Here is a 26,527-nt window from a genome sequence, read left to right as displayed (position 1 = left end):
TAGTCGCTTCCTTGCCGCATGGCGAGGGACTCTGACGTATCCGACGCGCGTTTGCGCGGGGATGCGCGTATCTGGGGTTATTACAGGATCTCCCAACATGAACATTTCCAAAGCGGAACAACGCGTGCTGCACGTGTTGGCCAAAGGCGGCTATATCGCCTTCACCCGCAACGACGCCGGTCGCGTCACCCACGTTGAATGCTATACCCGCGAAGGGCTCGGCCTGGCCGACTGCTCGCTGGCCGTTTTCACCAAGCTCAAAACCAAACGCCTGATCCTCTCTCGCCAGGGGCGCCCTTATCGCGTCACCTTCGCCGGGCTCAAGGCCGTGCGGGCGCAGCTGGATAACCGTTAATCATCGATACCGGCCGGGCAGGCAGCCCGGTCGGCACAGCCTTATTTAATCAGGATACAACCATGAACATCACGTTACGCCACGAAACGCCGGCCGACGTCGGCGCCATCGCCACCCTCACCGCCGCCGCATTCTTGCATGCCGAGCACAGCAGCCACACCGAGCAGTTTATCGTCAATGCGCTGCGTGCGGCAGGCGCTCTCACCCTGTCGCTGGTCGCCGAGCAAAATGGCACACCGATCGGGCACGCGTCCGTCTCGCCGATCGCACTCAGCAACGGCGCCGCCGGGTGGTACGGGCTGGCGCCGGTGTCGGTGCTGCCGGCCTGTCAGAACCTGGGGATCGGCAGCCGGCTGATCCGCCAGTTGCTGGCCGAGCTGCAGGAACGCGGCGCCGCAGGCTGCGTGGTGCTGGGCGATCCGAACTATTACGGCCGCTTCGGCTTCCAGGCGCAGTGCGCGCTGACCCTGCCGGGCGTGCCGCAAGACTACTTCCGCGCCGTCGCCTTCCAGGGCGCGCTGCCGTGCGCGGAGGTCACCTTCCACAACGCGTTTAACGCCGAAGCCTAACCCTGTTGCCGGCGCCGTCATGGCGCCGGTTTTCAGTCCCGTTCGCCATAACGCAAGACGGTCATCCCTTCCTCTTCCGCCGGGGGAACAAAATACTGCGCCAGATGCTCAAACTCCGCCTCACTCAGTGTAAACGGGTGCTCGCCGCGCGCATTTCTCAGCGTTATCCGGTTCAGGCACTGCGCATGGCTGACGTCGAGAAAGTGCAGGCAGTGCACGACGCCGGCCTCCTCCGCCAAGGCTTTGGCCCAGCGCCGCCTGTCCGGCGTATTCATCGGGAAATCGAGCGCCACGGACCAACCGCCGCGCAGCAGCTGAACGAGGTGCCCGCCCAGCGCCCGCCGCAACCGATCGGAACAGCGCGCGTAGTCTTGCAGGCTGGCCATCTCCTGTTCATACAGCGTCGCCAGCCACGCATCTTCACTCAGCAACAGCGTTTGCGGCTGCTGGGCCAAACGCTGCGCCAACGTCGATTTGCCTGCGCCGGCCTTGCCGCACATCAGGTGTAAAACTGCAGGGTAGGTTTTCATGACGTTCTCCGGTCGTTGCCGGAAGGGGATAAAAAAACCCGCCTGCCGGCGGGTTTTTATTGGCGACACACGCGCTATCCCACCCTCTGGAGAAGGGTGATAATAATTTTCGCGAATGGGCGGTAGGATTTTTTCATAGCTAATGAATATGACAACCCGTGCAGCGTTGTCAATTCGCCGTCATCAATCCCTGTTCTCGCACAAACTCGGTGAATAAACTCACTTTCTGCTGCACATGCCGGCGCGTCGGGTAAACCGCGAAGACCTGATGCACGTCGGCAATCTGTTCAGGGAACAGCCGCACCAGTCTGCCGGCAGCGATCTCGGGATCCGCCACAAACGACGGCAGCGAACCGATGCCCAGTCCCGCCACCAGCATATCCCGCAGCATCAGGCTGTTGTTGGCGATCAGCCGGGGAGTGAACGTCACTCTCAGGCTCTCCTCGCCGGCGGTGAACTGCCACTGCCCCGGTTTTTCCGCCAGGGAATAGGCCAGACAGCTGTGTCGCTGCAATTCCTTGGGCGTTTGCGGCACGCCGTGCTGCGCCAAATAGCCGGGCGCGGCGCAAATTCGCTGGTGCACGTCACCTAACGCTCGGGCGCTGAGGGAAGAATCCGGCAGTCGGCGGCGAATGCGCAAGGAAATATCGAACCCGGCCGCCACCACATCCAATACCCTGTCGTCCAGCGTCAGTTCCACCTGCAGCTGCGGGTAGCGTTGCATAAACGGCGGCAGCAGCGGCGACAGCACCGTCAGGCCGAACGAGAGCGGCGCATTGACCCGCAGCGTGCCGGAGACCTGCTGCGCACTGGCTGCAACCGTCTGCTCCAGCGCGTCAAACTCGCCAAGCAACCGACAGGCTTCCTGGTAATAGAGCTGCCCGGCTTCGGTCAGGCTCATGCTGCGGGTGGTGCGCACCAGCAACAATGTCCCCAACCGGTTCTCCAACTGCTTAATCTGCTTGCTCAACGCCGCCGGCGTGATCGCCAGATCCTCCGCCGCCTTATAGAAACTGTTGCGCTCAACCACGCGGCGAAAGGCGCGCATCGTCAGTAGCACGTCCACATTATGTCCTATTGGTTAATTATAAATTCAATAAAACATAGATTATTAACCTCAACAACCTCAGTAGACTTTATTCAACCGCTTCCCTGAGTGGGAAGTGAATTTAATCTACTGATAATCATGGAGTTAATAATGAAAAAGACCCTGTTCGCCCTGATGCTCGGCCTGAGCGCCGCCGCCGCCCCCGTCGCCGCGTTGGCGCAATCCCCCGCCGCCGACAGCCGCCAGGCGGGTTATGTGCAGCCGCTGACGGCCGAGAACAGTCTGCTGCTGCTGGTCGATCTACAGGACATGTTCGGCATGACCATTTCCTCTATCGACCAAACCAACCTGGTGAATAACGCCGCCGGCATCGCCAAGGCCGCCAAGGTGTTCAACGTGCCGACCATTCTGGCCTCGGCCAACGCCAAAAGCTTCGCCGGGCCGGTATTCCAGCAGGTGACGCAGGCACGTCCGGATCTGCAGGTGTACGATCGCACCGCCATCAACGTCTGGCAGGATCGGCGCGTAGTGGATCTGATTAAACAATCCGGCCGCAAGAAAATCATCATCGGCGGATTGTGGACCGCCAGCTGCGTGATGCTGCCGGCACTGTCCGCTCTGGGCGAGGGGTATGAGGTTTATATCCTGTCGGACGTCACCGGCGACATTACGCCAGACAGCCAAAACAACGCCATGCAGCGCCTGATACAGGCGGGCGCCACGCCCATCAACTGGGTGGCGTTGATGCTGGAATGGCAGCAGGACTGGAGCCGCAAAGCCACGGCGGGAGGCGTATTGCAGATCGCCCGCGACCACGGCGCCGCCTGGGGGATGGGCGCCCGTTACGCCGGGGCGATGAAGGTGGGCAGCGAGGCGAAATAAGCGGGTGAAAGCCCGCCGGCGGCAGGCTTTTTCTCAGGTACGGTGATAACAACGGCTATCCTGTGGCGCCTGGTCGCGGCTCTCCAGCCCGTAGTCCCGCACCACTTCCGCCACCCGCAGCCGATACTGCGCCAACACCTCGCCACGGCCGCGCGCCTGCGCCGCCCGGTGCTGTTCGAGATTGCGCCACTGCTGCACCGCCGCTTCGTCGCGCCAGAAGGAGAGCGACAGCAGGCGCGCAGGATCGGCCAGGCTTTGAAAGCGCTCGATGGAAATGAATCCGTCGATCTGCGCCAGCAGCGGCTTCAGCGCCGCCGCCAACTCCAGGTAGGTATCGCGCTGCCCATCGGCGGCCTGCAGTTCAAAAATCACGGCGATCATTATCTTCTCCTCTCAACGGTAAAATTACGGTACGCGCGCAGGGTAAGAATGGCGCCACTGCACCGGTTTCAACGCCCGCTCATCAATATCCAGCGAATACGGCCGCACAGCACCAAAGTGCGATGACCACAGGCTAGCAATGGACGCACAGCCATACTTCGTCTAACCTCGAAGTATGTATAACATCGAGATAGAAGATCGTTTAGCGGCGCTGAGCGCCGCCATCGCCGACCGCACCCGGGCGCGCATGCTGTGCCTGTTGATGGACGGGCGCGCCTACACCGCCACCGAGCTCAGCGCGGCGGTCGAGGTCGCTCCGTCTACCGCCAGCGCACATCTGGCGAAGCTGCTGGAGCAGCAGTTGATTGCCTGTGTCAAACAGGGGCGCTATCGCTATTTCCGACTGGCCGGGCAACCGGTGGCCGCAGCGCTGGAAGGCCTGATGGCGCTGGCGGGCGTGCCGCGCCCGTCGGTGAAAAGCCGCACGCCCACCTCGCTGCAATATGCTCGCACCTGCTACGACCATATGGCGGGCGAGGTGGCGGTGAAGCTGCACGATCGGCTGCATGCGCTGAACTGGCTGACCGGCGAGGCAGACTACCGGTTAAGCTACATCGGTCAGGCCGCGCTGGCGCGGCTGGGCGTCGATTGCTCCCCCGCGCCCACCCGCCGCCGCTTCGCCTGCGGCTGCCTGGATTGGAGCGAACGCCGATCTCACCTCGGCGGCGCGCTGGGCGCCGCGCTGTTAGCCGCCTTTATCCAACGCGGCTGGATCCTTCGCCGGCTCGACAGCCGCGAGCTGCAGCTGACCCCCGCCGGTAAAAAAGCGCTGGCCGCACATTTTGACCTCACGGTGTAACCCGGCGACAGGGTAGTTTTACTGCAATACTCTAGGGGTACGCTTAAGCGACCCCGCCAACCCGAGGAGTTTCCATGCTCGATTCCACCCAATTCCCGATCGTCAAACGCTGGCCGGCTCAGCATCCAGAACGGCTGCAGCTCTACTCTCTGCCGACGCCGAACGGCGTCAAAGTCTCCATCATGCTGGAGGAGATCGGCCTGCCTTATGAAGCGCACCTGATCGACATCGGCAACAACGAAACCTGGACGCCGGAATTCCTGGCGCTGAACCCGAACGGCAAGATCCCGGCGATCATCGATCCCGATGGCCCCGGCGGCCGGCCGCTGCCGCTGTTCGAATCCGGCGCCATTCTGCTCTACCTGGCGGAAAAGAGCGGCCGTTTCCTGCCGCAGGACCCGGCGCAGCGTTACGAAACCATTCAATGGGTGTTCTTCCAGATGGCCGCCGTCGGCCCGATGTTCGGCCAGCTCGGTTTCTTCCATAAATTCGCCGGGCGCGAATATGAAGACAAGCGGCCGCTGGAGCGCTACAAAAACGAATCGAAACGCCTGCTCGGCGTGCTGGAAACGCGACTTGAAGGCCGCGACTGGATCATGGGCGCGGAGTACACCATCGCCGATATCTCGCTGCTGGGTTGGGTGCGCAACCTGATCGGCTTCTATGAGGCGCGCGAACTGGTGGAGTTCGACAGTTTCCCTCGCGTCGCGCAGTGGCTGGAGCGCGGTCTGGCGCGCCCGGCGGTGCAGCGTGGGCTCGCTATCCCGGCGCGCGCGGCCTGATCGTCAAACGGGATGGCCGCCGGGCCGTCCCGCCTTCCGCTGTCATAAAATTGTCATCCCTCTGCTCTACTCTCCTTTCGTAACAATTTGATGTTATTTACATTGTTGTATTACGACAAGGAGCTTACCCCATGCAACCTGCTGTATCCCTGATCGCCGGCGCCGTACTGTCCGCCCTGCTCTGTTCCTCCGCCATCGCGGCGGAAACCTCGGCCAATGCCGATGGCCTGACCGATCGCGCCGCGCGCGGCAACCTCGTCGAACCGGGCGGCGCCCGCCGTCTGGCCGGCGATCAGACCACCGCGCTGAAGGCATCGCTGTCGGACAAAACGGCGAAAAACGTGATCCTGCTGATCGGCGACGGCATGGGGGATTCCGAGATCACCGCCGCGCGCAACTACGCCGAAGGCGCAGGCGGTTACTTCAAGGGCATCGACGCCCTGCCGCTGACCGGACAATACACCCATTACTCGCTGGACAGGAAAACCCACAAGCCGGACTACGTGACCGACTCCGCCGCCTCCGCCACCGCCTGGGCCACCGGGGTGAAAACCTATAACGGCGCGCTCGGCGTGGACGTGAACGGCAAGGATCAACCGACGCTGCTGGAGATCGCCAAGGCGGCCGGCAAGGCCACCGGCAACGTCTCCACCGCCGAGTTGCAAGACGCCACGCCGGCGGCGCTGGTCTCGCACGTCATCTCACGCAAGTGCTATGGGCCGGAGGAAACCAGCGAGAAATGCGCCGCTAACGCGCTGGAAAATGGCGGCCGTGGCTCCATCACCGAACAACTGCTGAAAACCCGCGCCGACGTCACGCTGGGCGGCGGCGCGAAATCGTTCAACCAGCTGGCAAAAAGCGGCGAATGGCAAGGAAAATCGCTGAAGGACCAGGCGGCGGCGCAGGGTTATCAGTGGGTAAGCAACGCCGACGAACTGCAGGCCGTTACCCTCGCCAACCAGCAAAAACCGCTGCTGGGGCTGTTCGCCGACGGCAATATGCCGGTGCGTTGGCTGGGGCCGAAAGCCAGCTACCATGGCAACCTCGACAAACCGGCAGTGACCTGCGAAAACAACCCGGCGCGCACCGCCGCCACGCCAACGCTGGCGGCGATGACCGAAAAAGCGATCGCGCTGTTGAAAGACAACCCGAACGGCTTCTTCCTGCAGGTAGAGGGCGCGTCGATCGATAAACAGGATCACGCCGCCAACCCGTGCGGGCAGATTGGCGAAACCGTCGATCTGGACGAAGCGGTACAAAAAGCGCTGGCCTTCGCCCGCGCCGACGGCAACACGCTGGTGATCGTCACCGCCGACCACGCGCACGCCAGCCAGATCGTCTCCGCCGACGCCAAAGCGCCGGGCCTGACCCAAAAGCTGACCACCAAGGACGGCGCGCCGATGACCCTCAGCTACGGCAACTCTGAAGAGGAATCTCAGGGACACACCGGCACCCAGCTGCGCGTCGCGGCCTACGGCCCGCACGCCGCCAACGTAGTGGGCCTGACCGATCAGACCGATCTGTTCTTCACCATGCGCGATGCGATGGGTATCAAGTAACCGCCCCCTGAACGATGGCCGCCCGCCACGGCGGCCATTTATTATTGGTTACCGCTAGGTATTTGCAATTTAACCGCAATTATTGTGTGATAACGAAATAACGTCTAATTACGCGGCAATTAACCCATGAAAATAACGCGGTTATACGGCCTTTCTTCCCTCTCTGTTTATTCCTGCGACAGCAACCGGCCGTTTTTTGCTTATATTCATTTTTTTTAGTTACAAAAGTAGTTTTTAACATTCTCGCAAACAATAATACCCCGCCAGTAACGTGAACCGATCAATTTGCATCCGGACGGCCTGCAATAGTTCACTTTTCGTTAAATACCCTATTAACAAAAAGGCATTATTGCTGCCTATCGGCTTTCGCCGGGCGGTCGGCTTCATTATTTCCAGGGTAACTCCCGCTAAATTCTTTCACCTGCAATGAGTAGAATTTACACACAAGAGATTTAATTCAATGAGAAAATTACTCGTCCTGATTTTCAGTCTCAGCCTGTTTGGCGTTACGCAACAGGCGGCGGCTGAAGAGAAGAATAAAACCGTCGACGTGGTTCTGATCGGCGGCGGCATCATGAGCGCCACCTTGGGTACCTATCTGCATGAGCTGGAGCCGACCTGGACCATCGACATGTACGAGCGCATGAACGGCGTAGCGGAAGAGAGTTCCAACGGCTGGAACAACGCCGGTACCGGGCACTCCGCCTTCAGCGAAATGAACTACACGCCGGAAAAAGCCGATGGCACCATCGACATCAGCAAGGCGGTGAAGGTCAACGAGTCTTTCGAAATCTCTCGCCAGTTCTGGTCTTATCAGGTGAAAAACAATGTCCTGAAAGATCCGAAATCTTTCATTAACAGCGTGCCGCACATGAGCTTCGTGTGGGGCGACGACAACGTCAACTTCCTGCGTAAACGCTATGCGGCGCTGCAGCACAGCACCCTGTTCCGCGGCATGGAATACTCCGAAGATCCTGCGCAGATCAAGCAGTGGGCGCCACTGGTGATGAACGGCCGCGATCCGGCGCAGAAAATCGCCGCGACCCGCATGCCGCTGGGTACCGACGTCAACTTCGGCGTGATCACCCACCAGCTGGTTGACGCGCTGAGCGCCAGCGACAAGTTCAAGCTGAACCTGAGCCACGAAGTGCGCGACATCAAGCGCAACGCCGACCAGACCTGGAGCGTGACCGTTGCCGATCTGAACCGCGACGGCAAAGAAACCACCGTTAACGCCAAGTTCGTGTTCATCGGCGCAGGCGGCGCGTCCCTGACCCTGCTGCAGAAGTCCGGCATCCCAGAAGCCGACGGCTACGGCGGCTTCCCGGTCGGCGGCCAGTTCCTGGTCACCACCAACCCGGCGATCGCCAACCAGCACCTGGCCAAAGTGTATGGCCTGGCCAGCGTAGGTTCACCGCCGATGTCCGTGCCTCACCTGGATACCCGCATGCTGGACGGCAAGCGCGTGCTGTTGTTCGGGCCGTTCGCCACCTTCTCCAGCAAGTTCCTGAAGAACGGTTCGCTGTTCGATCTGATGCACTCGCTGAGCACCTCGAACCTGATGCCGATGACCCACGTCGGTCTGGATAACTTCGATCTGGTGAAATACCTGGTCGGCCAGCTGATGATGAACGACGACGACCGCTTCGCCGCGCTGAAAGAGTACTTCCCGGACGCCAAGCAGGAAGACTGGAAGCTGTGGACCGCGGGCCAACGCGTACAGATCATCAAGAAAGATGCGGATAAAGGCGGCGTGCTGCAGTTCGGCACCGAAGTCGTCAGTTCTGAAGACGGCAGCATCGCCGCTCTGCTGGGTGCTTCGCCGGGCGCTTCTACCGCTGCGCCGATCATGCTGCATCTGATGGAAACCGTGTTCAAAGACAAAGTGGCGACGCCGGAATGGCAGAGCAAGCTGAAAGAGATCATCCCGTCTTACGGCCACAAGCTGAACGGCGATATCGAGATGACCAACAAGATCCGCGGTTACACCAGCAGCGTGCTGGGTCTGAACTACATTGAAGTGAAACCGGAAACTAACTGATTCCCCGTGGTTTCCTGCTGACAAGGCCGCTTTATGCGGCCTTTTTTCTATACCCCTGCCGCTCAAAGAGCATTTTTGGCCACCTATTTACCCCCGGTTTACCCTTGCGTAACGGCGTAGTCACGCCTATTATCAAAGTATATTCTTGGATAATTAAGCTAAGTCACTGTGACCTGAATGTCGTTTTTGCGGGAGAACTAAAACCATGGATCGCGTCAATATCATTCACGATTTACTAGACTGGATTGAAACTCATCTGGACCAACCGCTGCTGCTGGATAACGTCGCCGCCAAGTCAGGCTACTCCAAATGGCACCTGCAGCGCATGTTCCGCAGCACCACCGGCCACGCGCTCGGCAGCTATATCCGCGAGCGGCGCCTGTCGCAGGCGGCGCAGGCACTGCGCTCCACCCCACGACCGATCCTGGATATCGCCCTGCAATACCACTTCGATTCTCAGCCGTCGTTCTCGCGCGCCTTCAAGAAACAGTTCGGCAAGACCCCGGCGGTGTATCGCCGCACCACCCGCTGGGACGTCGCGGAGTGGCCGGCGCAGCCGGCGCAGACGCAGACTGAGCAACACCGCGACGCCCCCGCCTTACCGCACTGGTTTGCTGGCAAACTGCCGGAAGGCGTATGCACCAGCTGGATGGGGCTGCGTTAATCCTCATGGTAAAGGCACAAAAAAGGGTTCAGTTCGCGAGAACTGAACCCTTTCTTTATTGACGAGACACCGAATTATTTGAAGGTGACGTCAATATTCGCCGATGCGCTGAACGGCCCCACTTTCGGGTTGGTGCTCAACCATTTCAGGCTGGCCATAAAGTTCTTTTCAACGATGGTGCCGTTGACCAGGCCCAGATCGACCGGACTGTTCATCATGATCGGCGTATTCGGCGTCGCCGCCTGCGAGATCAAAATCCCGAAACCGCTGTCGCTGGTCGGCAGGATCACGCTGTTATCCTGCAGTGGATAGGTGGTGCTGAAGCTGGCCTGCAGCGTCTCCCCCTGGCAGTCCTGTCCGGTCGTCGGATCGGACATATTGGCGGCCACCGAGAACGGTACCTGTTTCTCGATTTTACCCACCACCGCATTCTGACGCGGGATAGTACCGAAATTCACCGTCGAACCGTTGTTGGCCACCACAGTAATTTTTGGGTTGCAGGAAATAAACTGAATGTTGCCCAGCCCGGAAATGTAGGCGTTAAAGTTACTGTTCGGCGTGCCGTTCAAGCCGCCGACGCCATCAACCTGAAATACCGAGTACGAGTTGTTGTCGTTGATCTTGCCGCCGGCCGGCGGCGCCTTGCCGGTTGCTTTAATGTAGATGGCGTAAGACACGGTTACCGTCAGCGATCTGGCCGGAGACAAACAACGGCTGCCCGAACGGCGACATTCCGTGCCGGGACCGACGTCCTGACGTGCGCCTTTAGTCGGTTTGACATCAATCCCCTGATAAGTGACACCCACTTCGATCGAATTATGGATCTGACTCATCCGGGACTGCGGATCCCAGTACAGGTAGGCGTTCTCCCCTTTCGGGTTGTTCCAGTCATCCGTACATTGGAAGGTCGAAGTAAAAGTCTGCGAACGCCACAGCAACGCGCCCGGCGCGGTGTTGGCGGTCGACACCTTGATGGCTTTATCCAGCACGATATCCTGGCGAATGCTGCCGTTCTGCTTACAAGACAGCGCATAGCTGCTCTGAGAAAACGCGCCCAGCGTGACCAGCAGCCCAGCCGCCAACCCGAGATTCTTGTGCTTTAACAAAGAAGACATATCCTTTCCTTTTACGGTTTTCCGCAGGTCAGCGAAAGTTCCTGATAACCCATCAGCTGTTCGGTCGCCGCTTTCAATTCCGGCACCACCAGTGAGCAGCTTTCGCCCGCGTCGTTGCCCCATTTCACCAGCAGGCGATCCCCTGCGGAAGCCCCTGAAATATAAATATCGCCGTTGGTACCGACAGTACCGTTGTTCTTGCCGTCCGCACTGAAGACGTTGGCGCCAATCGGCGGTACGCTGCCGTCGGCCATCTTGCTGTGCACCAACAGGCTTTGGCCCGTGTGCGTTTCAAACTTCACGCGGGTGATTGCGCCGTAAGTCGGCACCACGTCTCTCGCCGCCATCGGGATATCCAGGCCGTTGCCGATATCTTCGGTGCGCAGCGCCACGCGGTTATGGCGGTATGGCGACGCCGAGGTCATCACCGCGTAACCGAAGCGATCAATGGCCACACCCGGTTGGTTTTCGATACGAACGCCCTTGGCGTCTTTCGCTTCCACCAGCACAAACGTATTCTGCAGCGGCTGGGTCAGCGTCACGCCGCCGGAGTGTGCGACGATACCGCCCGCCACGCCCAACGAAGATTGTTGATAATCTTTGCTGTAGCTGTAACCGGCATTGATGTTCCCCATGCTGCCCTGGTAACCGACGTTGGCCGAGCTGGTTTGGCCCGAATAACGATCATGGCCGCTTTGCACCGCATAGTTCAAGCGGTTGTCATCCAGCGCGGTACCGCTCAGGCCGGCGCTGTAGGTATTGCCGCTCTGCTTGCTGTGGCCGGCGTTGAAGCTGGCGGTCATATCCGACGAATCCTTGCTGAAGAAGCTGAACGGAATCGATACGGTCAGGTTGACGCTGCGATCTTTATAGCCGTAGTTGCTGCGGCTGTCCTGATAGAAGACGCCATAGCTGATATTTTTATAGCTGCTGTTGAAACCGGTCTGAACGGTGCGGTCTTCGCCGGATCCGCCCCAGTAAGACTGGTTGCTGAGGTTGGCGTACAGCGTCGAATTACCGGCGATGCGCTGGTTGACAGACAGCTCAACGCGCTGGCGTTTGTTGTTGAACCGGCTGGTATAATAGCTGCGACGGCGAGATTCCGCCCAGTCCGGCACGCCCAGGTTGCGATCGTTTTGATCGTAGTAATCGTTACGGTAATAGCCGTTCTCATAGCGTTCGCGCTCGGCAACCGCATCGGAGAAATCATAATAGCCGGAGGTCGAGTAACGGTAACCGGCAATGCGGAATTCCGTCCCCCAATCGTTGAGCGACTTGGAATACAGGAAACGGAAACTTTCCCCTTGCTTGTCATCGCCGTTCACCAGGTTGGTGTCGGAATAGGACATATCAAAGGAAACGGCCCCCCAGTTCCCCAGGTTTTTACCCAGGCCCACAACCGCTGAACGGTAGTTTTCCGCCACCAGCACGCCGCCGTAAGGCGTGATGTCATACGACATGCCGTGCGACAAGGTACCTTGTACAAACTTGGGCTGATAGCGGCTGGTGCCGTCGTGGTATTTACCGGCGGTCAGCTGATAGTTCCAAATCCCTTCGCGCAGCATGTTCGGCACCGAGGAGAATGGCACGACGAATGAGGTTCTCGAACCGTTGGCTTCGATGACCGTCACATCCAGGTTACCGCTCAAGGTGCTTGGGAAAATGTCCGTCAGCGCAAACGGCCCTGGCGGCACGTTGGTACTGTAAATGGTATAGCCGTTCTGACGCACTTCAACGCGCGCGTTGGTCGTCGCCACACCGCGCACCACCGGCGCATAGCCGCGCTGGCTTTCCGGCAGCATGTCGTCGGCGCTGGACATCTGCACACCGCGGAACTGAATGCTGTCGAAAACATTGTTATTGGTGTTGGTCTGGCCGATCACCAGACGGCTGCGCAGAGAAACGATGTCCGTTTCCGCCCAGCTGGAAATGTTCTTCCAATGCGTACCGGCGCCCGACTGTTGGTTCAACGTCGAGTTGTTGCGCAGGCGCCAATCGCCGATATTGAGGCCGTTGTTGAGACTCAAAAAGTAATAGTCGGAAGTCTTGTCGTTCTGATTATTACCGTAGCGGTTATGGGTACCGCTAAAGTTATAGTTTACAAAGCCGGCATTGATGCCACGATCGTAAACTTTCGGTGAAATGGCGCCTTGCGGACGCGGGATCAGAAACACCTGCGGCACTTCCAGATCCATACGCTGTACGGCGGCGTCATAGTTCAGCTTGGCGCCGGAGATCTGCTGCGGCAATGCGTAGCATTGCTCGGCACCTGCGGTGGTCAGATCGCCAGGCAGCTTTACGCCGTAATCCTGATAGTCCGCCGCCGTCAGGCACGGGGCGACAGGAGAGTCCTTGGATTCTTTCTTGAACTCGATTTCACGGTGATCGATACGCTGCCCGTTGAGATAGATATCAAACGGATATTTACCCGGCAGAATATCATCCCCGCTGGCCAACGACGCCACCTGGGCGATATTGTCATCGCCATGGATGAAGGAAGTGTTGAACTGCTCCTCCGCCATGGCCATATGTGAGAATGAAAAAGGCACAGCAGAAAAATAAATTACACCATTAATCAGCTTCACCAAACGTTTTGGCGCGAGGGTTGTTATTCTTTTGTGTGCCATTTCTTTCATTCCTTGAAGTGCTTCAAATCAATTCAGTGCGACGTTTTTAATCTCGGTGTGACCGCCATAGTCGTTGATATAGGTAAACGACATATTGCTGGCTGATTGCGCCCCCTGAGGCAGGGAAATACGCAGACTGTCGTGTGGCTTGACCATGTCGGCGTTCACTTTCCAGCTTTTACCGCCGCTCTTGAGGTTCAATACGCCCAGCGTGACGAACAGCGGGCCATCGTTGGTCACGACCAAGTTGCCGCCCTGGCGCGTCCATTTCAGCGCTTCTGCCTGCTGCTGCAGGTTGGTTTTCAACGAATCCGGGCGGTAGAACAGCTTGATACGGGTACGGATCGCCACCTGCAGCACGTTATCTTGCTTAGGCGTTGGCGGAATTTCCTGTACGTTAACCCAGAGCAGAGATTCTCTGTCCTGCGGCAAACCGCTGCCGGAATAAATAAAACGCAAAATGGCGTCTTTCTTGGCAGCCAGCTTCAAAATGGGTGGTGTCACCACGATCGGCAAATTCTTAGGCATCTGGCTTGCGTCGCCAGTATCCAGCCAGGTTTGCACCATGTAGGTATCGTCGCTGTCATTGCTGATTGAGAGCGATGCGGATTTACTTGCACTGTTATAGATGACACGCGTCGCATCAACCTGAATGCCGGCAAAGGCATTAACAGAGAATGCGAATAAAATACCAGTCAGAATTTTTTTCATCGGAATGTCTCAACTCTCAAAATTTAGCCATCCTTGGCCAATAACTCTATCTATCCTGCCAGCGAATTATTTGTATTCGATGGTGAAGGTAGCGTTAGAGTTTGCCTGACCGGCAGTTACCAGATCCTGGAAGGATTTGTAACGAGCGCGCAGGTTGAAAGTCGCAGCGCCTGGGTTATCGCCATCAGCAGCAACAGTTACGGTAGCTGGGGTAGCCACTTCCTGAGAGATTGGCAGAGTAGAACCGTTGTTATCCAGAATTTCAACGCCAACGCCAGTTGCGCCGCCAGTTACAGCCAACAGCTCTGGGTGGCCAGCTGGAGTGTTACCGTCGAAACGCAGGGTGTAGTTACCCGCTTCACATTTCTCCAGGCTAATATCGAAAGCTTTAGCACCGCTGGTAGAACCGGCAGTTGGGAAAGCGGTGGTAGGATATTTACCCAGGTAAACTTCTTTATTCTGGTCTTTATCAACAACTTTACAGGTGGACTGTACAATTTCACCGGTGAATTTAACGTTGCCGTTTGCTGCCATTGCGTTGGAAGCAGTTGCAGACAATACCAGGGCAGCCAAAGGCAATAATACTTTTTTCATTTCCAGCTCCATAGAACAATAAAATAATCGATTCAGTGGCGGGCTTATATATATATTGCCGCCACTGAGCATACACTCAGCGATAGCACTCCCTTGCTGAAAAGGAGCGTTGCCTCGATGAACTCATTGCCGGACGAAATATAGACTAAGCATATTCTTAATGTTAAATCGTTTAAAACATTCATAAGCCCCCTCTTGATAGGAATAAACTATCGGCGGATACCTATCGATCGATGTTGACGATTCATATGAATAGGAATAATCTGTGTTTGGGAAAGCTGCAGAGTTCAACATTTTGCGTTAAGGCCTGAAAATCAGAATATTATCCCGAATATTTACATTTAGTAACAGATTGCGACGTTTGGACTTTGGCACGAATTCCGCGTTAAATGGTCTGTCGACACGTTTCGGCCATCCTGACGCTTTAAATAAGAAATTTACCAAAAAATACGGAGTAACTTTCTTTTTAATCATTTAAAATCAACAAGTTAAATATCAATCCAAGGATTGGGAAATGAGCGGTTCTTTCAGAGAGAAAAATAACGGCATTAATTATGTTTTCCAGCCAATGTTCGCGAAATCGGGACAATTGCTGGCCGTTGAATGCCTGTCTCGCTTTACGTTTAATAGCGAATATGCCCATTTTTCTCCTGAACAGTTCTTTCGCCATGCCGACAGCGCTACCCGGATTGAGATTTTGATGGATCAGATAAATCTGATCGATAAATACAAACACTGGTTTCATGAAAACCAAGTGATAGCCACTTTGAATGTTGACGATTATTCCCTGCAATCGCTGGCGAATACTCACTTTGCCGAAAGAATTAATGCCCTGCGCTGTATTCATTTTGAGATCAGCGAGAATTCAACCCGGCTGGTGAAAGATCGCGTGCACGGCGATCCGTCATTGAATAGTTATTCATTTTGGCTCGATGATTTTGGTTCTGGCTATGCGGGTTTTTCCGCGTTGTACAACAGCCAGTTCCGCTTCGTTAAGCTCGATCGTTTTCTGCTTTGGGACTTTATGAAAAAGTCCGGCGGCGAGGGCTTGATGCGCGCGTTACTGCGCTTCTTTTACCTTAATCATTACAAGGTAATTATCGAAGGAGTTGAAACTCCCGAACACAAGAAATGGCTGGATGAAATGCCATATTACGCACTGCAGGGAAAGCTGTGGAAGGAATCCAGCATCAAGGATTTGAACTCGCTTCTTACAGCTGAATACTTTTAACTCGGTATTGGTGTTTGCCCTATGTCTAAAAACAACGTTCTTGTGATTAGTGAGTGTAAGTACAGCTATGTTGGCCTGTCGGTGCTGTTGAAGAAACACTACGGCGCGTACGATATCCGCCTGTTTTCCGATTTCATGCACGGCGGCGCCAAAGCGGAAAAGATCACCAAGCACGATATCGCACTGATTTTCACCTCGCAAAACCTGGAGCAGAGCGTCAACGTGATCGAAAGCCTGGTGTCCCTGCACCAGCAGTACAACAGCAAAACGCGCCTGTTGGTGTTCTATGACGACGAGCGCGTAGTGAAACTGCTGTCGATCCTGGGGATTTCCGTCGAGTTGGTCTCCACCCGCATTCCGCTTTATTCGCTGCAGGAAAAAATCCAGCGGCTGCTGGAAAGCAAAGAGCCGGGCGGTATCCGGGTGCAGAAAACCCGCGAGCTCAGCCCTGCGGAAAGCGACGTGATCTTCAATCTGCTGCGCGGCGACAGCCTGCTGCATATCGCGGAAAAACGCGGCACGCACCCGAAAACTATCTTCTCGCAGAAATACAGCGCGATGAAAAAGCTGCGGCTGCGCAGCATGAGCACCATCTTCGTCGCCGGCAAATAACACGCCCTGGTTTGTTGCGCGGTACGCCGCGCGGCAACCCGCCCCCTCGCCGAGTCAAATTAATGTAACAACCGGCGACAAAGCAGCAACAGACACACAACATCCTCTCCTGTTGGCTACGATTTGCACACGGATTATCCGTGAGTCATGTCGTGTGGATTAAAAATAAACATCAGGAGATGTTATGAAGTCGTCCTTATTCAGCCGCTATACCTGCTTTGTGCTGAGCATCTTGCTCACCCTGGTTTTCTTGATCATGATGCACAACCATCCGTGGTTCTGGCTGCCGGCCCTGGCCTGCGGTTGCCTGATGGTGCTGGGTATCTACGATCTCACGCAGCAGCGCCACGCCATTTGCCGCAACTACCCGATCATCGGCCGCCTGCGCTTCTTCTTCGAGTTCATCCGCCCGGAACTGCGCCAGTATTTCCTCGAGCAGGATAATGAAGAGATCCCGTTCTCCCGCACCCAGCGCACGCTGGTGTATCGCCGGGCGAAAAACGAGATGGGCGACAAGCCGTTCGGCACCCTGCTGGACGTGTACCAAACCGGTTATGAATGCATCGGCCACTCCATGCGGCCGGTGGAAGCCGCCGATCCCACCAGTTTTCGCATCACCATCGGCGGCGCCGACTGCCGCCAGCCCTACTCCGCGTCAATCTTCAACATTTCAGCGATGAGCTTCGGCGCGCTCTCCGCCAACGCCATTCGCGCACTCAACCTCGGCGCAGCCAAAGGCAATTTCTACCACGACACCGGTGAGGGCAGCATCAGCCGCTATCACCGCGAAAACAACGGCGATCTGGTGTGGGAGCTGGGCAGCGGCTATTTCGGCTGCCGCACCGCCGACGGCCATTTCGATCCGCGCCGCTTTGCCGAACAGGCGCAAAGCCCGCAGGTGAAAATGATTGAAATCAAGCTCAGCCAGGGCGCCAAACCGGGCCACGGCGGCATTCTGCCGGCGAAAAAAGTGGATGCGGAAATCGCCGCCACCCGCGGCGTGCCGGAAGGCGTCGATTGCATCTCGCCGGCCTCGCACAGCGCCTTCACCACCCCACTGGAAATGATGCAGTTCATCCAGCAGCTGCGCGAGCTGTCAGGCGGCAAACCGGTCGGTTTCAAGCTGTGCATCGGCCACCCGTGGGAGTTCGTCGCCATCGTCAAGGCGATGCTGCACACCCGCATTCTGCCGGACTTCATCGTGGTGGACGGCAAGGAAGGCGGCACCGGCGCCGCCCCGCTCGAACTCTCCAACTATATGGGCATGCCGCTGCGCGAAGGGCTGCTGTTCGTGCATAACACGCTGGTGGGCTGCGGCCTGCGCGACCAAATCAAGATTGGCGCCAGCGGCAAGATCATCAGCGCCTTTGACATCGCCAGCGTGCTGGTGCTCGGCGCCGACTGGGTGAATTCGGCGCGCGGCTTTATGTTCGCCGTCGGCTGCATCCAGTCGCAAAGCTGCCACACCAACCACTGCCCGACCGGCGTCGCGACGCAAGATCCGCTGCGTCAGAAGGCGTTGGTGGTGCCGAACAAGGCGGAGCGCGTCTATCACTTCCATCAAAATACGGTGAAAGCGCTGGCGGACATGCTGGCGGCGGCCGGCGTCAGCCGCCCGGAGCAGCTGACCTCACACCATATGCTGCGCCGCATCACGCCGACCGAGATCAAGGTGTACGCCGATATCTATTACTACCTGGAGCCGGGCGCGCTGCTGCAGCCGGAGATCAAAAGCGAGTTCTACGCCCGCATGTGGCGCATGGCGACGCCCAACAGTTTCGATCAGGCAATCTCGCTGCCGGCGGCATGATGGGATAAGGAATAAAAAGAGAGTTGCCCCCTCGCCTTGGGGAAGAGCATATGGAGAGGGGTTGCTTGCTACGGCGGCCCTCCCCCTCAACGGCGAGAGGGCGTGTCGGTTACTGCTTGCGCACCGGCGCATCGCCGGCGACGTAGTAGTCGGCGGTGCTGCGCGGCAACGGCGTGCGCTGGCGAATGCGGTCGGCGATCTTTTCGGCGATCATGATGGTGGTGGCGTTCAGGTTGCCGGTAATGATCAGCGGCATAATCGACGCATCCACCACCCGCAATCCTTCCATGCCGTGCACCCGGCCCTGGCCGTCGACCACCGCCATCTCGTCTTCGCCCATCTTGCACGAGCAGGACGGGTGGAAGGCGGTTTCGGCGTGCTCGCGCACGAAGGCGTCCAGCTGCTCGTCGGTCTGCACCTCCGGCCCTGGGCTGATCTCGCGGCCACGGTATTCGTCCAGGGCAGGCTGCGCCATGATTTCGCGCGTGATGCGGATAGCATCGCGGAACTCCTGCCAATCCTGTTCGGTCGACATGTAGTTGAACAGAATGCTCGGGTGCTGGCGCGGATCCTTCGACTTCACCTGCACCCGGCCGCGGCTCGGCGAACGCATCGAACCGACGTGGGCCTGGAAGCCATGCTCTTTCACCGCGTTGCTGCCGTTATAGTTAATCGCCACCGGCAGGAAGTGATACTGAATGTTCGGCCAGGCAAACTCTGCACGGCTGCGGATGAAACCGCCGGCCTCGAACTGGTTGCTGGCGCCGACGCCGGTGCCGTTGAACAGCCATTCCGCGCCGATTTTCGGCTGATTGAACCATTGCAACGCCGGGTACAGCGACACCGGTTTCTTACAGGCGTACTGCAGATACATCTCCAGGTGGTCCTGCAGGTTCTCTCCGACGCCCGGCAGATCGTGCACCACGTTGATGTCCAGACTTTTCAGCAGCGCCGCCGGGCCGACGCCCGAACGCTGCAGAATTTGCGGCGAGGCGATGGCGCCGGCGCACAGCAGCACTTCGCGGCGCGCTTTGGCATGGGTCAGCTGATTGCTGTCGCCCTGCAGATAGTTAACGCCCACTGCGCGCTTGCCATCGAACACGATGTGGTCGGTCAGCGCATGGGTGACGATCTTCAGGTTCGGCCGTGAACGGGCCTGATCCAGATAACCGCGGGCGGTGCTGGCGCGGCGCCCTTTCGGCGTCACGGTGCGGTCCATCGGGCCGAACCCTTCCTGCTGATAGCCGTTCAGATCGTCGGTGCGCGGATAGCCCGCCTGCACGCCGGCTTCCACCATGGCGTGGAACAGTTCGTTGTTACCGGCCTTCGGCGTGGTGACGCTCACCGGGCCATCGCCGCCGTGGTAATCGTTCGGGCCGATATCGCGCGTTTCCGCCTTGCGGAAATACGGCAGGCAGTCCAGATAGGTCCAGTCTTCCAGACCCGGCGCCTTGGCCCAGTTGTCGAAGTCCATCGCGTTGCCGCGAATGTAACACATGCCGTTGATCAGGGATGAACCGCCCAGCCCTTTGCCGCGGCCGCATTCCATCCGGCGGTTGTTCATGTGCGGCTCAGGATCGGTTTCATACGCCCAGTTATAGCGGCGGCCCTGCAGCGGAAACGCCAGCGCGGCCGGCATCTGGGTACGGAAATCCATCCGGTAATCCGGGCCGCCGGCTTCCAGCAGCAGGACGCTGACGTCGGCGTCCTCGGTCAATCGGGTGGCTAACACGTTGCCGGCTGAACCGGCACCGATAATGATGTAGTCAAATTCCATTCATTATCTCCTTACTTTATAGAGGCCTGGTCAGGCAAAGACGCGAAGCGCGGCTCGGCAACAGGCTGTGTATTTGGGCGCTCTAGAGATTGTCGGCCGCAGCCAACGCGGCTGCGGCTCGAAAGACGACGAGGAAGATCAGAATACCGAGGCGTATTCGCCCAGCTCGACCTGCACCGATTTGATCTGGGTGTAGTGCTCCAGCGTGGTCAGGCCGTTTTCACGGCCGACGCCGGACTGCTTGTAGCCGCCGACCGGCATTTCCGCCGCCGACTCGCCCCAGGTGTTGATCCAGCAAATGCCGGCTTCCAACTGGTGGATCACGCGGTGCGCGCGGGCCAGATCGTGGGTCACCACACCCGCGGCCAGGCCGAAGGTGGTGTCGTTGGCGCGGCGCACCACTTCCTCTTCGCTCTGGTAGCTGAGGATGCTCATCACCGGCCCGAAGATCTCCTCGCGCACGATTTCCATATCGTCGCGGCAGTCGCTGAACACCGTCGGCGCCACATAAGCGCCCTTGCCGAATTCGCCGTGGGTGACGCGTTCGCCGCCGCACAGCAGACGCGCGCCGCTGTTCTTGCCGCTCTCGATAAAGCGCAGCACCGACTCCATGTGCGCGAAGCTGACCAGCGGCCCGAAGTTGGTCTGCGGATCGGTCGGATCGCCGAGGCGAATGCGCTTCACGCGTTCGAGGATCTTCGCCTCAAACTGCGCCTGCAGCGCCGCCGGCACGAAGACGCGGGTGCCGTTGGTGCACACCTGGCCGGAGCTGTAGAAGTTGGCCATCATGGCGATATCGGCGGCGCGATCCAGATCGGCGTCGTCGAAGATAATCAGCGGCGATTTGCCGCCCAGTTCCATGGTGACTTCTTTCAGCGTCGATCCCGATGCGTTGGCCATCACCTTCTTGCCGGTTTTCACCCCGCCGGTGAAAGAGACTTTGGCGATGCCCGGATGGTCGGTCAGATACTGCCCCACTTCCGCCCCGCTGCCGGTCACCACGTTGAACACGCCGTCCGGCAGGCCGGCTTCGGTGTAGATTTCCGCCAGCTTCAACGCCGTCAATGACGTGACTTCACTCGGCTTGAAGATCATCGCGTTGCCCGCCGCCAGCGCCGGCGCGGACTTCCACAGCGCGATTTGAATCGGGTAGTTCCAGGCGCCGATGCCGGCCACCACGCCCAGCGGCTCGCGGCGGGTGTAGACGAACGAGGTATCGCGCAGCGGGATCTGCTCGCCTTCAATGGCCGGGATCAGGCCGGCGTAGTACTCCAGCACGTCGGCGCCGGTGACGATGTCCACCGCGGTGGTTTCCGACATCGCTTTACCGGTATCCAGCGTTTCCAGCGCCGCCAGCTCATCGTTGCGCTCGCGCAGAATATCCACCGCGCGACGCAGGATGCGCGAACGCGCCATCGCCGTCATCGCCGCCCACACCTTCTGCCCGCTGGCCGCGCTGGCCACCGCACGATCGACGTCTTCAGCGCCGGCGGACTGGACTTCAGCCAGCACTTCGCCGTTCGCCGGGTTAATGGCGTTGAAGGTTTTTCCAGCGGTGCTGTCTACATAGGCGCCATGAATATAGAGCTTCTGCAAGCCAAAACGGGACATAGGATCTCCTTGAGTTAGCCTCCGGGCGGCGTTTGCCCCCGGAGTTGGAACGTGATGTATTCGGTCGTGAGCGCCAGCGCCTGCGCCTGATTGAACGCCGAACCGCGCAGCGCGCTGCGCAGCCACAGCCCATCGATCAGCGCCGCCAGCCCCTTGGCCGCCAACCGCGCCTGCGGCTGCGGCATGACGCGGCGAAACTCGGCGCACAGGTTGGAATAAAGCCGGCGGCCGTTCACCTGTTGCAGCCGGTTGAGCTGCGGCTGGTGCAGGCTGCTGGCCCAAAAGGCCAGCCAGGTCTTCATCGCCGCGCTGTTGATCTGGCTGTCGTCGAAGTTGCCGGCGACGATCGCCTGCAGCCGCGCCGCCGGGCTGTTATCGGTGAGCGCCTGCAAGCGCAACTTCACCGCCTCGCCCAGATGGCTGATCAGATAGCGCATCGTGGCTTCCAGCAGGCCGTTCTTGTCCTTGAAATAATGGCTGATGATGCCGTTGGAAACGCCGGCCCGCCGCGCGATCTGCGCGATGGTGGCGTCATGCATTCCCACTTCGTTTACCGCGGCGAGCGTGGCATCAATCAACTGCTGCCTTCTGATTGGCTGCATTCCTACCTTTGGCATATTTCGACTCTCACAAAACCGACTTCGGCCTTATCTCAGCGGGCAAATTTCACTGCCGTTTCGCCCGTGATTCAGGTCATCATGAGGACTATTAAACTTTTTTTTGATTGAACGTTCAATAAAAATTGCATATATTTTATTGCCGCCTGGTTAAAAAAATGTATTTTCTGGTTGTGGAACTGGCTGATTTTTGTGAGGTAATTAACGAATCTGACCAAAATCAGTGGCTGTAAGCGGTTCCCGCCGCGAAGCGCTCCGGTGCTTCATAAGCAGGCGAAAGCGGCATCGTTCAGGCCATTCCCATGGGGATGGCCGCCGCCTTCATTCGCCCGCTTTCCGGATGCGCCAACGCGCCCCAGAATGCGGAGCGGCACGATTTTACTCAGTTCAGAGGATGACGATGACAACACGCGAAACCTCCTCCAAACCGCAGCAGGACCGCCTCAACCCTGTGGTTTTCTTCACCTCGGCGGGGCTGATCCTGGCCTTCTCGCTGATGACCATCTTTTTCACCGACTTCTCCGGGCAGTGGATCACCCGCACGCTGAATTGGGTGTCGACCACCTTCGGTTGGTACTACCTGCTGGCGGCGACGCTGTACATCGTGTTCGTGGTGTTTATCGCCGCCTCGCGCTTCGGTTCCATCAAGCTCGGGCCGGAACAGTCCAAACCGGAGTTCAGCCTGATGAGTTGGGCGGCGATGCTGTTCGCCGCCGGCATCGGCATCGATTTGATGTTCTTCTCGGTCGCCGAGCCGGTGACCCAGTACATGATGCCGCCGGAAGGCGACGCGCAAACGCTGGAGGCCGCCCGCCAGGCGATGGTCTGGACGCTGTTCCACTACGGCCTGACCGGCTGGTCGATGTATGCGCTGATGGGCATCGCCCTCGGCTACTTCAGCTATCGCTACAATCTGCCGCTGACCATCCGCTCGGCGCTGTACCCGATCTTCGGTAAACGCATCAACGGCCCGATCGGCCACAGCGTGGACATCGCCGCGGTGCTCGGCACCATCTTCGGCATCGCCACCACGCTGGGCATTGGCGTGGTGCAGCTCAACTACGGCCTCAAGGTGCTGTTCGAGATCCCGGAAAACCTGACGGTGCAGGGCTCGCTGATCCTGCTGTCGGTGATCATGGCCACCATCTCGGTGACTTCCGGCGTCAACAAGGGCATCCGCATCCTGTCCGAGCTGAACGTGCTGCTGGCACTGGGCCTGATCCTGTTCGTGCTGTTCTTCGGCGACACCGAGTTCCTGCTCAACGCGCTGGTGCTTAACGTCGGCGATTACGTCAACCGCTTTATGGGCATGACGCTCAACAGCTTCGCCTTCGATCGGCCGGTGGAGTGGATGAACAACTGGACGCTGTTCTTCTGGGCCTGGTGGGTGGCGTGGTCGCCGTTCGTCGGCCTGTTCCTGGCGCGCATCTCGCGCGGGCGCACCATTCGCCAGTTCGTGGTCGGCACGCTGATCATACCGTTCGTGTTTACCCTGCTGTGGCTGTCTATCTTCGGCAACAGCGCGCTGTACCAGATCATCCACGGCAACGCCGAGTTTGCTCAGGAAGTGATGCAGTTCCCGGAGCGCGGCTTCTACAGCCTACTGGCGCAATACCCCGGCTTCACCTTCAGCGCCTCGGTGGCCACCATCACCGGCTTGTTGTTCTACGTCACCTCGGCGGACTCCGGCTCGCTGGTGCTGGGTAACTTCACCTCGCGCCTGGCCGACATCAATAATGATGCGCCGAACTGGCTACGGATTTTCTGGTCGGTGGCCATCGGCCTGCTGACCATCGGCATGCTGATGACCGACGGCGTGCCGGCGCTGCAGAAAACCACGGTGATCATGGGCCTGCCGTTCAGCTTCGTGATCTTCTTCGTGATGGCCGGGCTGTACAAATCGCTGCGGGTGGAGGACTACCGCAAGGCCAGCGCGCTCAGCACCCTGGCGCCGGTGCCGGTCTCCAGCCACGACGTGCTCAACTGGAAACAGCGTCTGTCGCGGGTGATGAACTACCCGGGCACGCAGTACACGCAGAAAATGTTGGATAAGGTTTGCCGTCCGGCGATGCAGGACGTGGCGCGCGAGCTGGAGTTGCGCGGCGCGAAAGTGGAGTTCAGCGAAGTGCCGCCGACCGAAGACGAACGCCTGAACCACCTGGAGCTGCTGGTGCACCTGGGCGAGGAACAGAACTTTATCTATCAGATCTGGCCGATGCGCTACTCGGTGCCGGGCTTCACCTACCGTGCCCGCTCCGGCAAGTCGCACTACTACCGGCTGGAAACCTTCCTGATGGAAGGCACCCAGGGCAACGACCTGATGGACTACAGCAAGGAACAGGTGATTGGCGATATTCTCGACCAGTACGAGAAGCACCTGAACTTCCTGCACATTCATCGCGAAGCGCCGGGGGGCACCCTGACCTTCCCGGATATGTGACGGCCGAGAAATATCCAGAGGGCGTAGCCAGGCTACGCCCTTTTTTATGCCTGCTCGGCCGGCAAATCGGCCTTCAGCAGCACCAGGGAGCCGGCCAGCAACACCAGATCCTTGATTAAAAAGCTGGTGGCCCCGGCCATGGCGGGAAAACCGCCGGCGGAGGGCTCCCAGGCGCCCGGCGTGGAAAAGATCAGCGTCAGCGTGGTCAGGTAGGTCACCGTCGATCCGATCGCCCCCAGCAAACCCAGACGCCGCGACCAGAATCCCGCCAGCAGCAGTAAACCGAAGCTCCATTCGGCGACGCCCAATGCATAACTGGCGCCGCGAATGCCGAACGCCTGATGCATCCAGCTCAGCAGCGGGCTGTTGCCGATCAGCGGCACCAGCCCCTGCGCCTCATAATCAAACCATTTGGCGTAGCCGAAGGCGGCGAAGATCACCACCAGCGCCGCGCGCATAAAGATAACGTCCCCGTTCGAGCGCCGAAAGCGCCGCAGCCATGTCGCCAACATCATCCTCTCTCCTTATGTTGCCCGCAGCCGCCACGGTTTGCCGCTTGCGGCCGCGGGGTGAGGCGGCTTAGTGCCCCATCGCATCCTTTTTCATCTCGTCTTTCTTCATGCCGTCTTTGGCCATACTGTCTTTCGCCATGCCATCCTTTTTCATGGCGTCTTTGCCCATTTTGTCTTTCTTCATGCAGTCCTTGCCCATGCACTCTTTCTTCATCCCATCTTTCGCCATGCCGTCGTGCGACATCTGGCTCATGCCGTCCTTTTTCATCGCGTCTTTACTCATGCCGTCCGCGGCGTTGGCGCCGGCCACGCCCAGCATCAGCGCGCTGCACATCATCATTGCGAATAACTTTTTCATGGTATTTCCTTCCGTCATGTCAAAGGCACCGGAGTGCCGGAGAATGGCCGGCGGCCGCCTCAGCTGCCGCCAAACCAGTTGTAACCCTGGTCTTCCCAGTAACCGCCCGGGAAGCGGTTGGTGACCTCGATCACCTGAATGTGCTTCGGATTCTTGTAGCCCAGCTTGGTCGGCATGCGCAGCTTCATCGGATAGCCGTACTTGCGCGGCAAGGTCTGGCCATCGTAGGTCAGCGCGATAATCGTCTGCGGATGCAGCGCGGTGGCCATGTCGATACTGGTGTAATAGTCGTCGGCGCATTTAAAGCTGACGTAGCGGGCGCTCAGATCCGCGCCGATTACCTTAAGAAAGTTGGCGAACGGCACGCCGCCCCACTTGCCGATGGCGCTCCAACCCTCGACGCAAATATGACGCGTCACCTGGCTAACCTGCGCCATCCGATGCAGCTGCGGCAGGCTCCAGGCGCGCTTGTCCTGCACCAACCCCGCCACTTCCAGCCGATAGTCGTCGCCGTTGATGTCGGGCGCGTCCTCCTCGGCGTAAAAGGCGTTGAACGGGAATGGCCGGGTGATCATCGACTCCGGGTAGACCGGCGCCAGGCGATCGCCGTTGAACAGCCAGCCCTGCACCCGATCGTTGAGGCGCGAAATACGGCTCAGCGCCTGCTCGACGTTGGCGTTGCCGCTGAGATCGCAGCCGGTAAGCATAGCGATACCGCCCAGCGTCAGGCCGTTGCGCAGAAAGCGGCGGCGGGACGACGCGGTCAACAAGCGCTGCGCTTCTTTGACGATCGCCTGCCCTTCAACGATCGTCATGATCTGTTTATCCTTTTTCATCGTGAA

The 26,527-nt window shown here is 58.7% G+C and carries 25 protein-coding genes; 12 read left to right on the top strand and 13 right to left on the bottom strand.

What is annotated here, in order from left to right:
• Positions 1-97 precede the first annotated feature (97 nt).
• Entirely contained in the window at positions 98-355 is a 258-nt protein-coding gene (locus tag CPH57_RS04310; protein WP_004939031.1) for a YjhX family toxin, read from the top strand.
• Positions 356-417: 62 nt separating this feature from the next.
• On the top strand, positions 418-924 hold the full coding sequence (locus tag CPH57_RS04305; RefSeq protein WP_089196790.1) for a GNAT family N-acetyltransferase: 507 nt from the start codon (positions 418-420) through the stop codon (positions 922-924).
• Between the two features lie 32 nt (positions 925-956).
• Here the strand turns inward: CPH57_RS04305 and CPH57_RS04300 are convergent, their stop codons facing one another.
• Positions 957-1,454, bottom strand: coding sequence for an ATP-binding protein (locus tag CPH57_RS04300; RefSeq protein WP_033650581.1), 498 nt, complete (start codon positions 1,452-1,454; stop codon positions 957-959).
• Between the two features lie 169 nt (positions 1,455-1,623).
• The gene (locus tag CPH57_RS04295; RefSeq protein ID WP_096242076.1) at positions 1,624-2,520 is read right to left on the bottom strand and encodes a LysR family transcriptional regulator; all 897 of its coding nucleotides are present in this window, start codon (positions 2,518-2,520) and stop codon (positions 1,624-1,626) included.
• A gap of 132 nt (positions 2,521-2,652) precedes the next feature.
• Between CPH57_RS04295 and CPH57_RS04290 the strand changes: the two genes are divergently transcribed.
• Positions 2,653-3,384, top strand: coding sequence for an isochorismatase family protein (locus CPH57_RS04290; protein WP_089194456.1), 732 nt, complete (start codon positions 2,653-2,655; stop codon positions 3,382-3,384).
• A gap of 33 nt (positions 3,385-3,417) precedes the next feature.
• Here the strand turns inward: CPH57_RS04290 and CPH57_RS04285 are convergent, their stop codons facing one another.
• A complete protein-coding gene (locus CPH57_RS04285) occupies positions 3,418-3,765 on the bottom strand; it encodes an antibiotic biosynthesis monooxygenase (RefSeq protein ID WP_046686695.1) in 348 nt (115 codons plus the stop codon).
• Positions 3,766-3,940: 175 nt separating this feature from the next.
• Here CPH57_RS04285 and CPH57_RS04280 point away from each other — a divergent pair, with 175 nt between their 5' ends.
• The 5 genes from CPH57_RS04280 to CPH57_RS04260 all read left to right on the top strand — a co-directional run bounded on the left by CPH57_RS04280 (position 3,941) and on the right by CPH57_RS04260 (position 9,670).
• Positions 3,941-4,624 carry a helix-turn-helix transcriptional regulator gene (locus CPH57_RS04280; protein ID WP_096242075.1) on the top strand — a complete coding sequence of 228 codons (684 nt, stop codon included), beginning with the start codon at positions 3,941-3,943 and terminating at the stop codon, positions 4,622-4,624.
• Between the two features lie 74 nt (positions 4,625-4,698).
• Complete coding sequence (locus CPH57_RS04275; RefSeq protein ID WP_033642416.1) at positions 4,699-5,406, top strand: glutathione S-transferase N-terminal domain-containing protein; 708 nt, start codon at positions 4,699-4,701, stop codon at positions 5,404-5,406.
• Between the two features lie 131 nt (positions 5,407-5,537).
• On the top strand, positions 5,538-6,965 hold the full coding sequence (gene phoA, locus CPH57_RS04270; protein WP_046686693.1) for an alkaline phosphatase: 1,428 nt from the start codon (positions 5,538-5,540) through the stop codon (positions 6,963-6,965).
• A gap of 460 nt (positions 6,966-7,425) precedes the next feature.
• A complete protein-coding gene (locus CPH57_RS04265; RefSeq protein ID WP_096242074.1) occupies positions 7,426-9,006 on the top strand; it encodes a malate:quinone oxidoreductase in 1,581 nt (526 codons plus the stop codon).
• A 205-nt stretch (positions 9,007-9,211) separates the two neighbouring features.
• Positions 9,212-9,670 carry a helix-turn-helix domain-containing protein gene (locus tag CPH57_RS04260; protein WP_033642413.1) on the top strand — a complete coding sequence of 153 codons (459 nt, stop codon included), beginning with the start codon at positions 9,212-9,214 and terminating at the stop codon, positions 9,668-9,670.
• A 74-nt stretch (positions 9,671-9,744) separates the two neighbouring features.
• Here CPH57_RS04260 and CPH57_RS04255 read toward each other — a convergent pair whose 3' ends face one another.
• The 4 genes from CPH57_RS04255 to CPH57_RS04240 all read right to left on the bottom strand — a co-directional run bounded on the left by CPH57_RS04255 (position 9,745) and on the right by CPH57_RS04240 (position 14,717).
• Positions 9,745-10,785 carry a fimbrial protein gene (locus CPH57_RS04255; RefSeq protein WP_033642412.1) on the bottom strand — a complete coding sequence of 347 codons (1,041 nt, stop codon included), beginning with the start codon at positions 10,783-10,785 and terminating at the stop codon, positions 9,745-9,747.
• 11 nt (positions 10,786-10,796) lie between these two features.
• A complete protein-coding gene (locus CPH57_RS04250; RefSeq protein ID WP_033642411.1) occupies positions 10,797-13,412 on the bottom strand; it encodes a fimbria/pilus outer membrane usher protein in 2,616 nt (871 codons plus the stop codon).
• Positions 13,413-13,439: 27 nt separating this feature from the next.
• Positions 13,440-14,123, bottom strand: a complete 684-nt coding sequence (locus CPH57_RS04245) for a molecular chaperone (protein WP_033642410.1) — start codon at positions 14,121-14,123, stop codon at positions 13,440-13,442.
• Positions 14,124-14,189: 66 nt separating this feature from the next.
• Complete coding sequence (locus CPH57_RS04240) at positions 14,190-14,717, bottom strand: fimbrial protein (protein WP_004939088.1); 528 nt, start codon at positions 14,715-14,717, stop codon at positions 14,190-14,192.
• Between the two features lie 514 nt (positions 14,718-15,231).
• Between CPH57_RS04240 and CPH57_RS04235 the strand changes: the two genes are divergently transcribed.
• The 3 genes from CPH57_RS04235 (at position 15,232) to CPH57_RS04225 (ending at position 18,370) form a co-directional block, all read left to right on the top strand.
• A complete protein-coding gene (locus CPH57_RS04235; protein ID WP_016928483.1) occupies positions 15,232-15,948 on the top strand; it encodes an EAL domain-containing protein in 717 nt (238 codons plus the stop codon).
• Between the two features lie 21 nt (positions 15,949-15,969).
• Positions 15,970-16,560, top strand: coding sequence for a LuxR family transcriptional regulator (locus tag CPH57_RS04230; RefSeq protein ID WP_004939094.1), 591 nt, complete (start codon positions 15,970-15,972; stop codon positions 16,558-16,560).
• A 184-nt stretch (positions 16,561-16,744) separates the two neighbouring features.
• Complete coding sequence (locus CPH57_RS04225) at positions 16,745-18,370, top strand: FMN-binding glutamate synthase family protein (RefSeq protein WP_004939096.1); 1,626 nt, start codon at positions 16,745-16,747, stop codon at positions 18,368-18,370.
• 109 nt (positions 18,371-18,479) lie between these two features.
• Here the strand turns inward: CPH57_RS04225 and betA are convergent, their stop codons facing one another.
• The 3 genes from betA to betI all read right to left on the bottom strand — a co-directional run bounded on the left by betA (position 18,480) and on the right by betI (position 22,375).
• Positions 18,480-20,147, bottom strand: a complete 1,668-nt coding sequence (gene betA / locus CPH57_RS04220; RefSeq protein WP_096242073.1) for a choline dehydrogenase — start codon at positions 20,145-20,147, stop codon at positions 18,480-18,482.
• Between the two features lie 138 nt (positions 20,148-20,285).
• Complete coding sequence (betB, locus tag CPH57_RS04215) at positions 20,286-21,758, bottom strand: betaine-aldehyde dehydrogenase (RefSeq protein WP_016928486.1); 1,473 nt, start codon at positions 21,756-21,758, stop codon at positions 20,286-20,288.
• Between the two features lie 14 nt (positions 21,759-21,772).
• Complete coding sequence (gene betI / locus CPH57_RS04210; RefSeq protein ID WP_004939107.1) at positions 21,773-22,375, bottom strand: transcriptional regulator BetI; 603 nt, start codon at positions 22,373-22,375, stop codon at positions 21,773-21,775.
• A gap of 400 nt (positions 22,376-22,775) precedes the next feature.
• Here betI and CPH57_RS04205 point away from each other — a divergent pair, with 400 nt between their 5' ends.
• Positions 22,776-24,815 (top strand): choline transporter, encoded by a 2,040-nt coding sequence (locus tag CPH57_RS04205; protein WP_004939112.1) that lies wholly within the window; start codon positions 22,776-22,778, stop codon positions 24,813-24,815.
• 44 nt (positions 24,816-24,859) lie between these two features.
• On the opposite strand, the gene CPH57_RS04200 is transcribed toward CPH57_RS04205, so the two are convergent.
• The 3 genes from CPH57_RS04200 to CPH57_RS04190 all read right to left on the bottom strand — a co-directional run bounded on the left by CPH57_RS04200 (position 24,860) and on the right by CPH57_RS04190 (position 26,521).
• Positions 24,860-25,330: a YkgB family protein gene (locus CPH57_RS04200; protein ID WP_004939115.1), complete on the bottom strand. Its 471-nt coding sequence runs from the start codon at positions 25,328-25,330 to the stop codon at positions 24,860-24,862.
• Positions 25,331-25,394: 64 nt separating this feature from the next.
• Positions 25,395-25,685: a pentapeptide MXKDX repeat protein gene (locus CPH57_RS04195; RefSeq protein WP_015377176.1), complete on the bottom strand. Its 291-nt coding sequence runs from the start codon at positions 25,683-25,685 to the stop codon at positions 25,395-25,397.
• A gap of 59 nt (positions 25,686-25,744) precedes the next feature.
• The gene (locus tag CPH57_RS04190) at positions 25,745-26,521 is read right to left on the bottom strand and encodes a molybdopterin-dependent oxidoreductase (RefSeq protein WP_046686687.1); all 777 of its coding nucleotides are present in this window, start codon (positions 26,519-26,521) and stop codon (positions 25,745-25,747) included.
• Positions 26,522-26,527: the final 6 nt, after the last annotated feature.

Source organism: Serratia sp. JKS000199, assembly GCF_900215455.1.
Taxonomy (GTDB): domain Bacteria; phylum Pseudomonadota; class Gammaproteobacteria; order Enterobacterales; family Enterobacteriaceae; genus Serratia; species Serratia ureilytica.
Note: the sequence above shows the minus strand (reverse complement) of the source record. Positions and strands in the feature narration are given on the sequence as shown.

What these genes read in the sequence shown, in the direction of transcription:
- CPH57_RS04310 (WP_004939031.1), top strand. Translation starts at nt 98, where the DNA reads ATGAACATTTCCAAAGCGGAACAACGCGTGCTGCACGTGTTGGCCAAA.
- CPH57_RS04305 (WP_089196790.1), top strand. Translation starts at nt 418, where the DNA reads ATGAACATCACGTTACGCCACGAAACGCCGGCCGACGTCGGCGCCATC.
- CPH57_RS04300 (WP_033650581.1), bottom strand. Translation starts at nt 1,454, where the DNA reads ATGAAAACCTACCCTGCAGTTTTACACCTGATGTGCGGCAAGGCCGGC.
- CPH57_RS04290 (WP_089194456.1), top strand. Translation starts at nt 2,653, where the DNA reads ATGAAAAAGACCCTGTTCGCCCTGATGCTCGGCCTGAGCGCCGCCGCC.
- CPH57_RS04285 (WP_046686695.1), bottom strand. Translation starts at nt 3,765, where the DNA reads ATGATCGCCGTGATTTTTGAACTGCAGGCCGCCGATGGGCAGCGCGAT.
- CPH57_RS04280 (WP_096242075.1), top strand. Translation starts at nt 3,941, where the DNA reads ATGTATAACATCGAGATAGAAGATCGTTTAGCGGCGCTGAGCGCCGCC.
- CPH57_RS04275 (WP_033642416.1), top strand. Translation starts at nt 4,699, where the DNA reads ATGCTCGATTCCACCCAATTCCCGATCGTCAAACGCTGGCCGGCTCAG.
- phoA (WP_046686693.1), top strand. Translation starts at nt 5,538, where the DNA reads ATGCAACCTGCTGTATCCCTGATCGCCGGCGCCGTACTGTCCGCCCTG.
- CPH57_RS04265 (WP_096242074.1), top strand. Translation starts at nt 7,426, where the DNA reads ATGAGAAAATTACTCGTCCTGATTTTCAGTCTCAGCCTGTTTGGCGTT.
- CPH57_RS04260 (WP_033642413.1), top strand. Translation starts at nt 9,212, where the DNA reads ATGGATCGCGTCAATATCATTCACGATTTACTAGACTGGATTGAAACT.
- CPH57_RS04255 (WP_033642412.1), bottom strand. Translation starts at nt 10,785, where the DNA reads ATGTCTTCTTTGTTAAAGCACAAGAATCTCGGGTTGGCGGCTGGGCTG.
- CPH57_RS04250 (WP_033642411.1), bottom strand. Translation starts at nt 13,412, where the DNA reads ATGGCACACAAAAGAATAACAACCCTCGCGCCAAAACGTTTGGTGAAG.
- CPH57_RS04245 (WP_033642410.1), bottom strand. Translation starts at nt 14,123, where the DNA reads ATGAAAAAAATTCTGACTGGTATTTTATTCGCATTCTCTGTTAATGCC.
- CPH57_RS04240 (WP_004939088.1), bottom strand. Translation starts at nt 14,717, where the DNA reads ATGAAAAAAGTATTATTGCCTTTGGCTGCCCTGGTATTGTCTGCAACT.
- CPH57_RS04235 (WP_016928483.1), top strand. Translation starts at nt 15,232, where the DNA reads ATGAGCGGTTCTTTCAGAGAGAAAAATAACGGCATTAATTATGTTTTC.
- CPH57_RS04230 (WP_004939094.1), top strand. Translation starts at nt 15,970, where the DNA reads ATGTCTAAAAACAACGTTCTTGTGATTAGTGAGTGTAAGTACAGCTAT.
- CPH57_RS04225 (WP_004939096.1), top strand. Translation starts at nt 16,745, where the DNA reads ATGAAGTCGTCCTTATTCAGCCGCTATACCTGCTTTGTGCTGAGCATC.
- betA (WP_096242073.1), bottom strand. Translation starts at nt 20,147, where the DNA reads ATGGAATTTGACTACATCATTATCGGTGCCGGTTCAGCCGGCAACGTG.
- betB (WP_016928486.1), bottom strand. Translation starts at nt 21,758, where the DNA reads ATGTCCCGTTTTGGCTTGCAGAAGCTCTATATTCATGGCGCCTATGTA.
- betI (WP_004939107.1), bottom strand. Translation starts at nt 22,375, where the DNA reads ATGCCAAAGGTAGGAATGCAGCCAATCAGAAGGCAGCAGTTGATTGAT.
- CPH57_RS04205 (WP_004939112.1), top strand. Translation starts at nt 22,776, where the DNA reads ATGACAACACGCGAAACCTCCTCCAAACCGCAGCAGGACCGCCTCAAC.
- CPH57_RS04200 (WP_004939115.1), bottom strand. Translation starts at nt 25,330, where the DNA reads ATGATGTTGGCGACATGGCTGCGGCGCTTTCGGCGCTCGAACGGGGAC.
- CPH57_RS04195 (WP_015377176.1), bottom strand. Translation starts at nt 25,685, where the DNA reads ATGAAAAAGTTATTCGCAATGATGATGTGCAGCGCGCTGATGCTGGGC.
- CPH57_RS04190 (WP_046686687.1), bottom strand. Translation starts at nt 26,521, where the DNA reads ATGAAAAAGGATAAACAGATCATGACGATCGTTGAAGGGCAGGCGATC.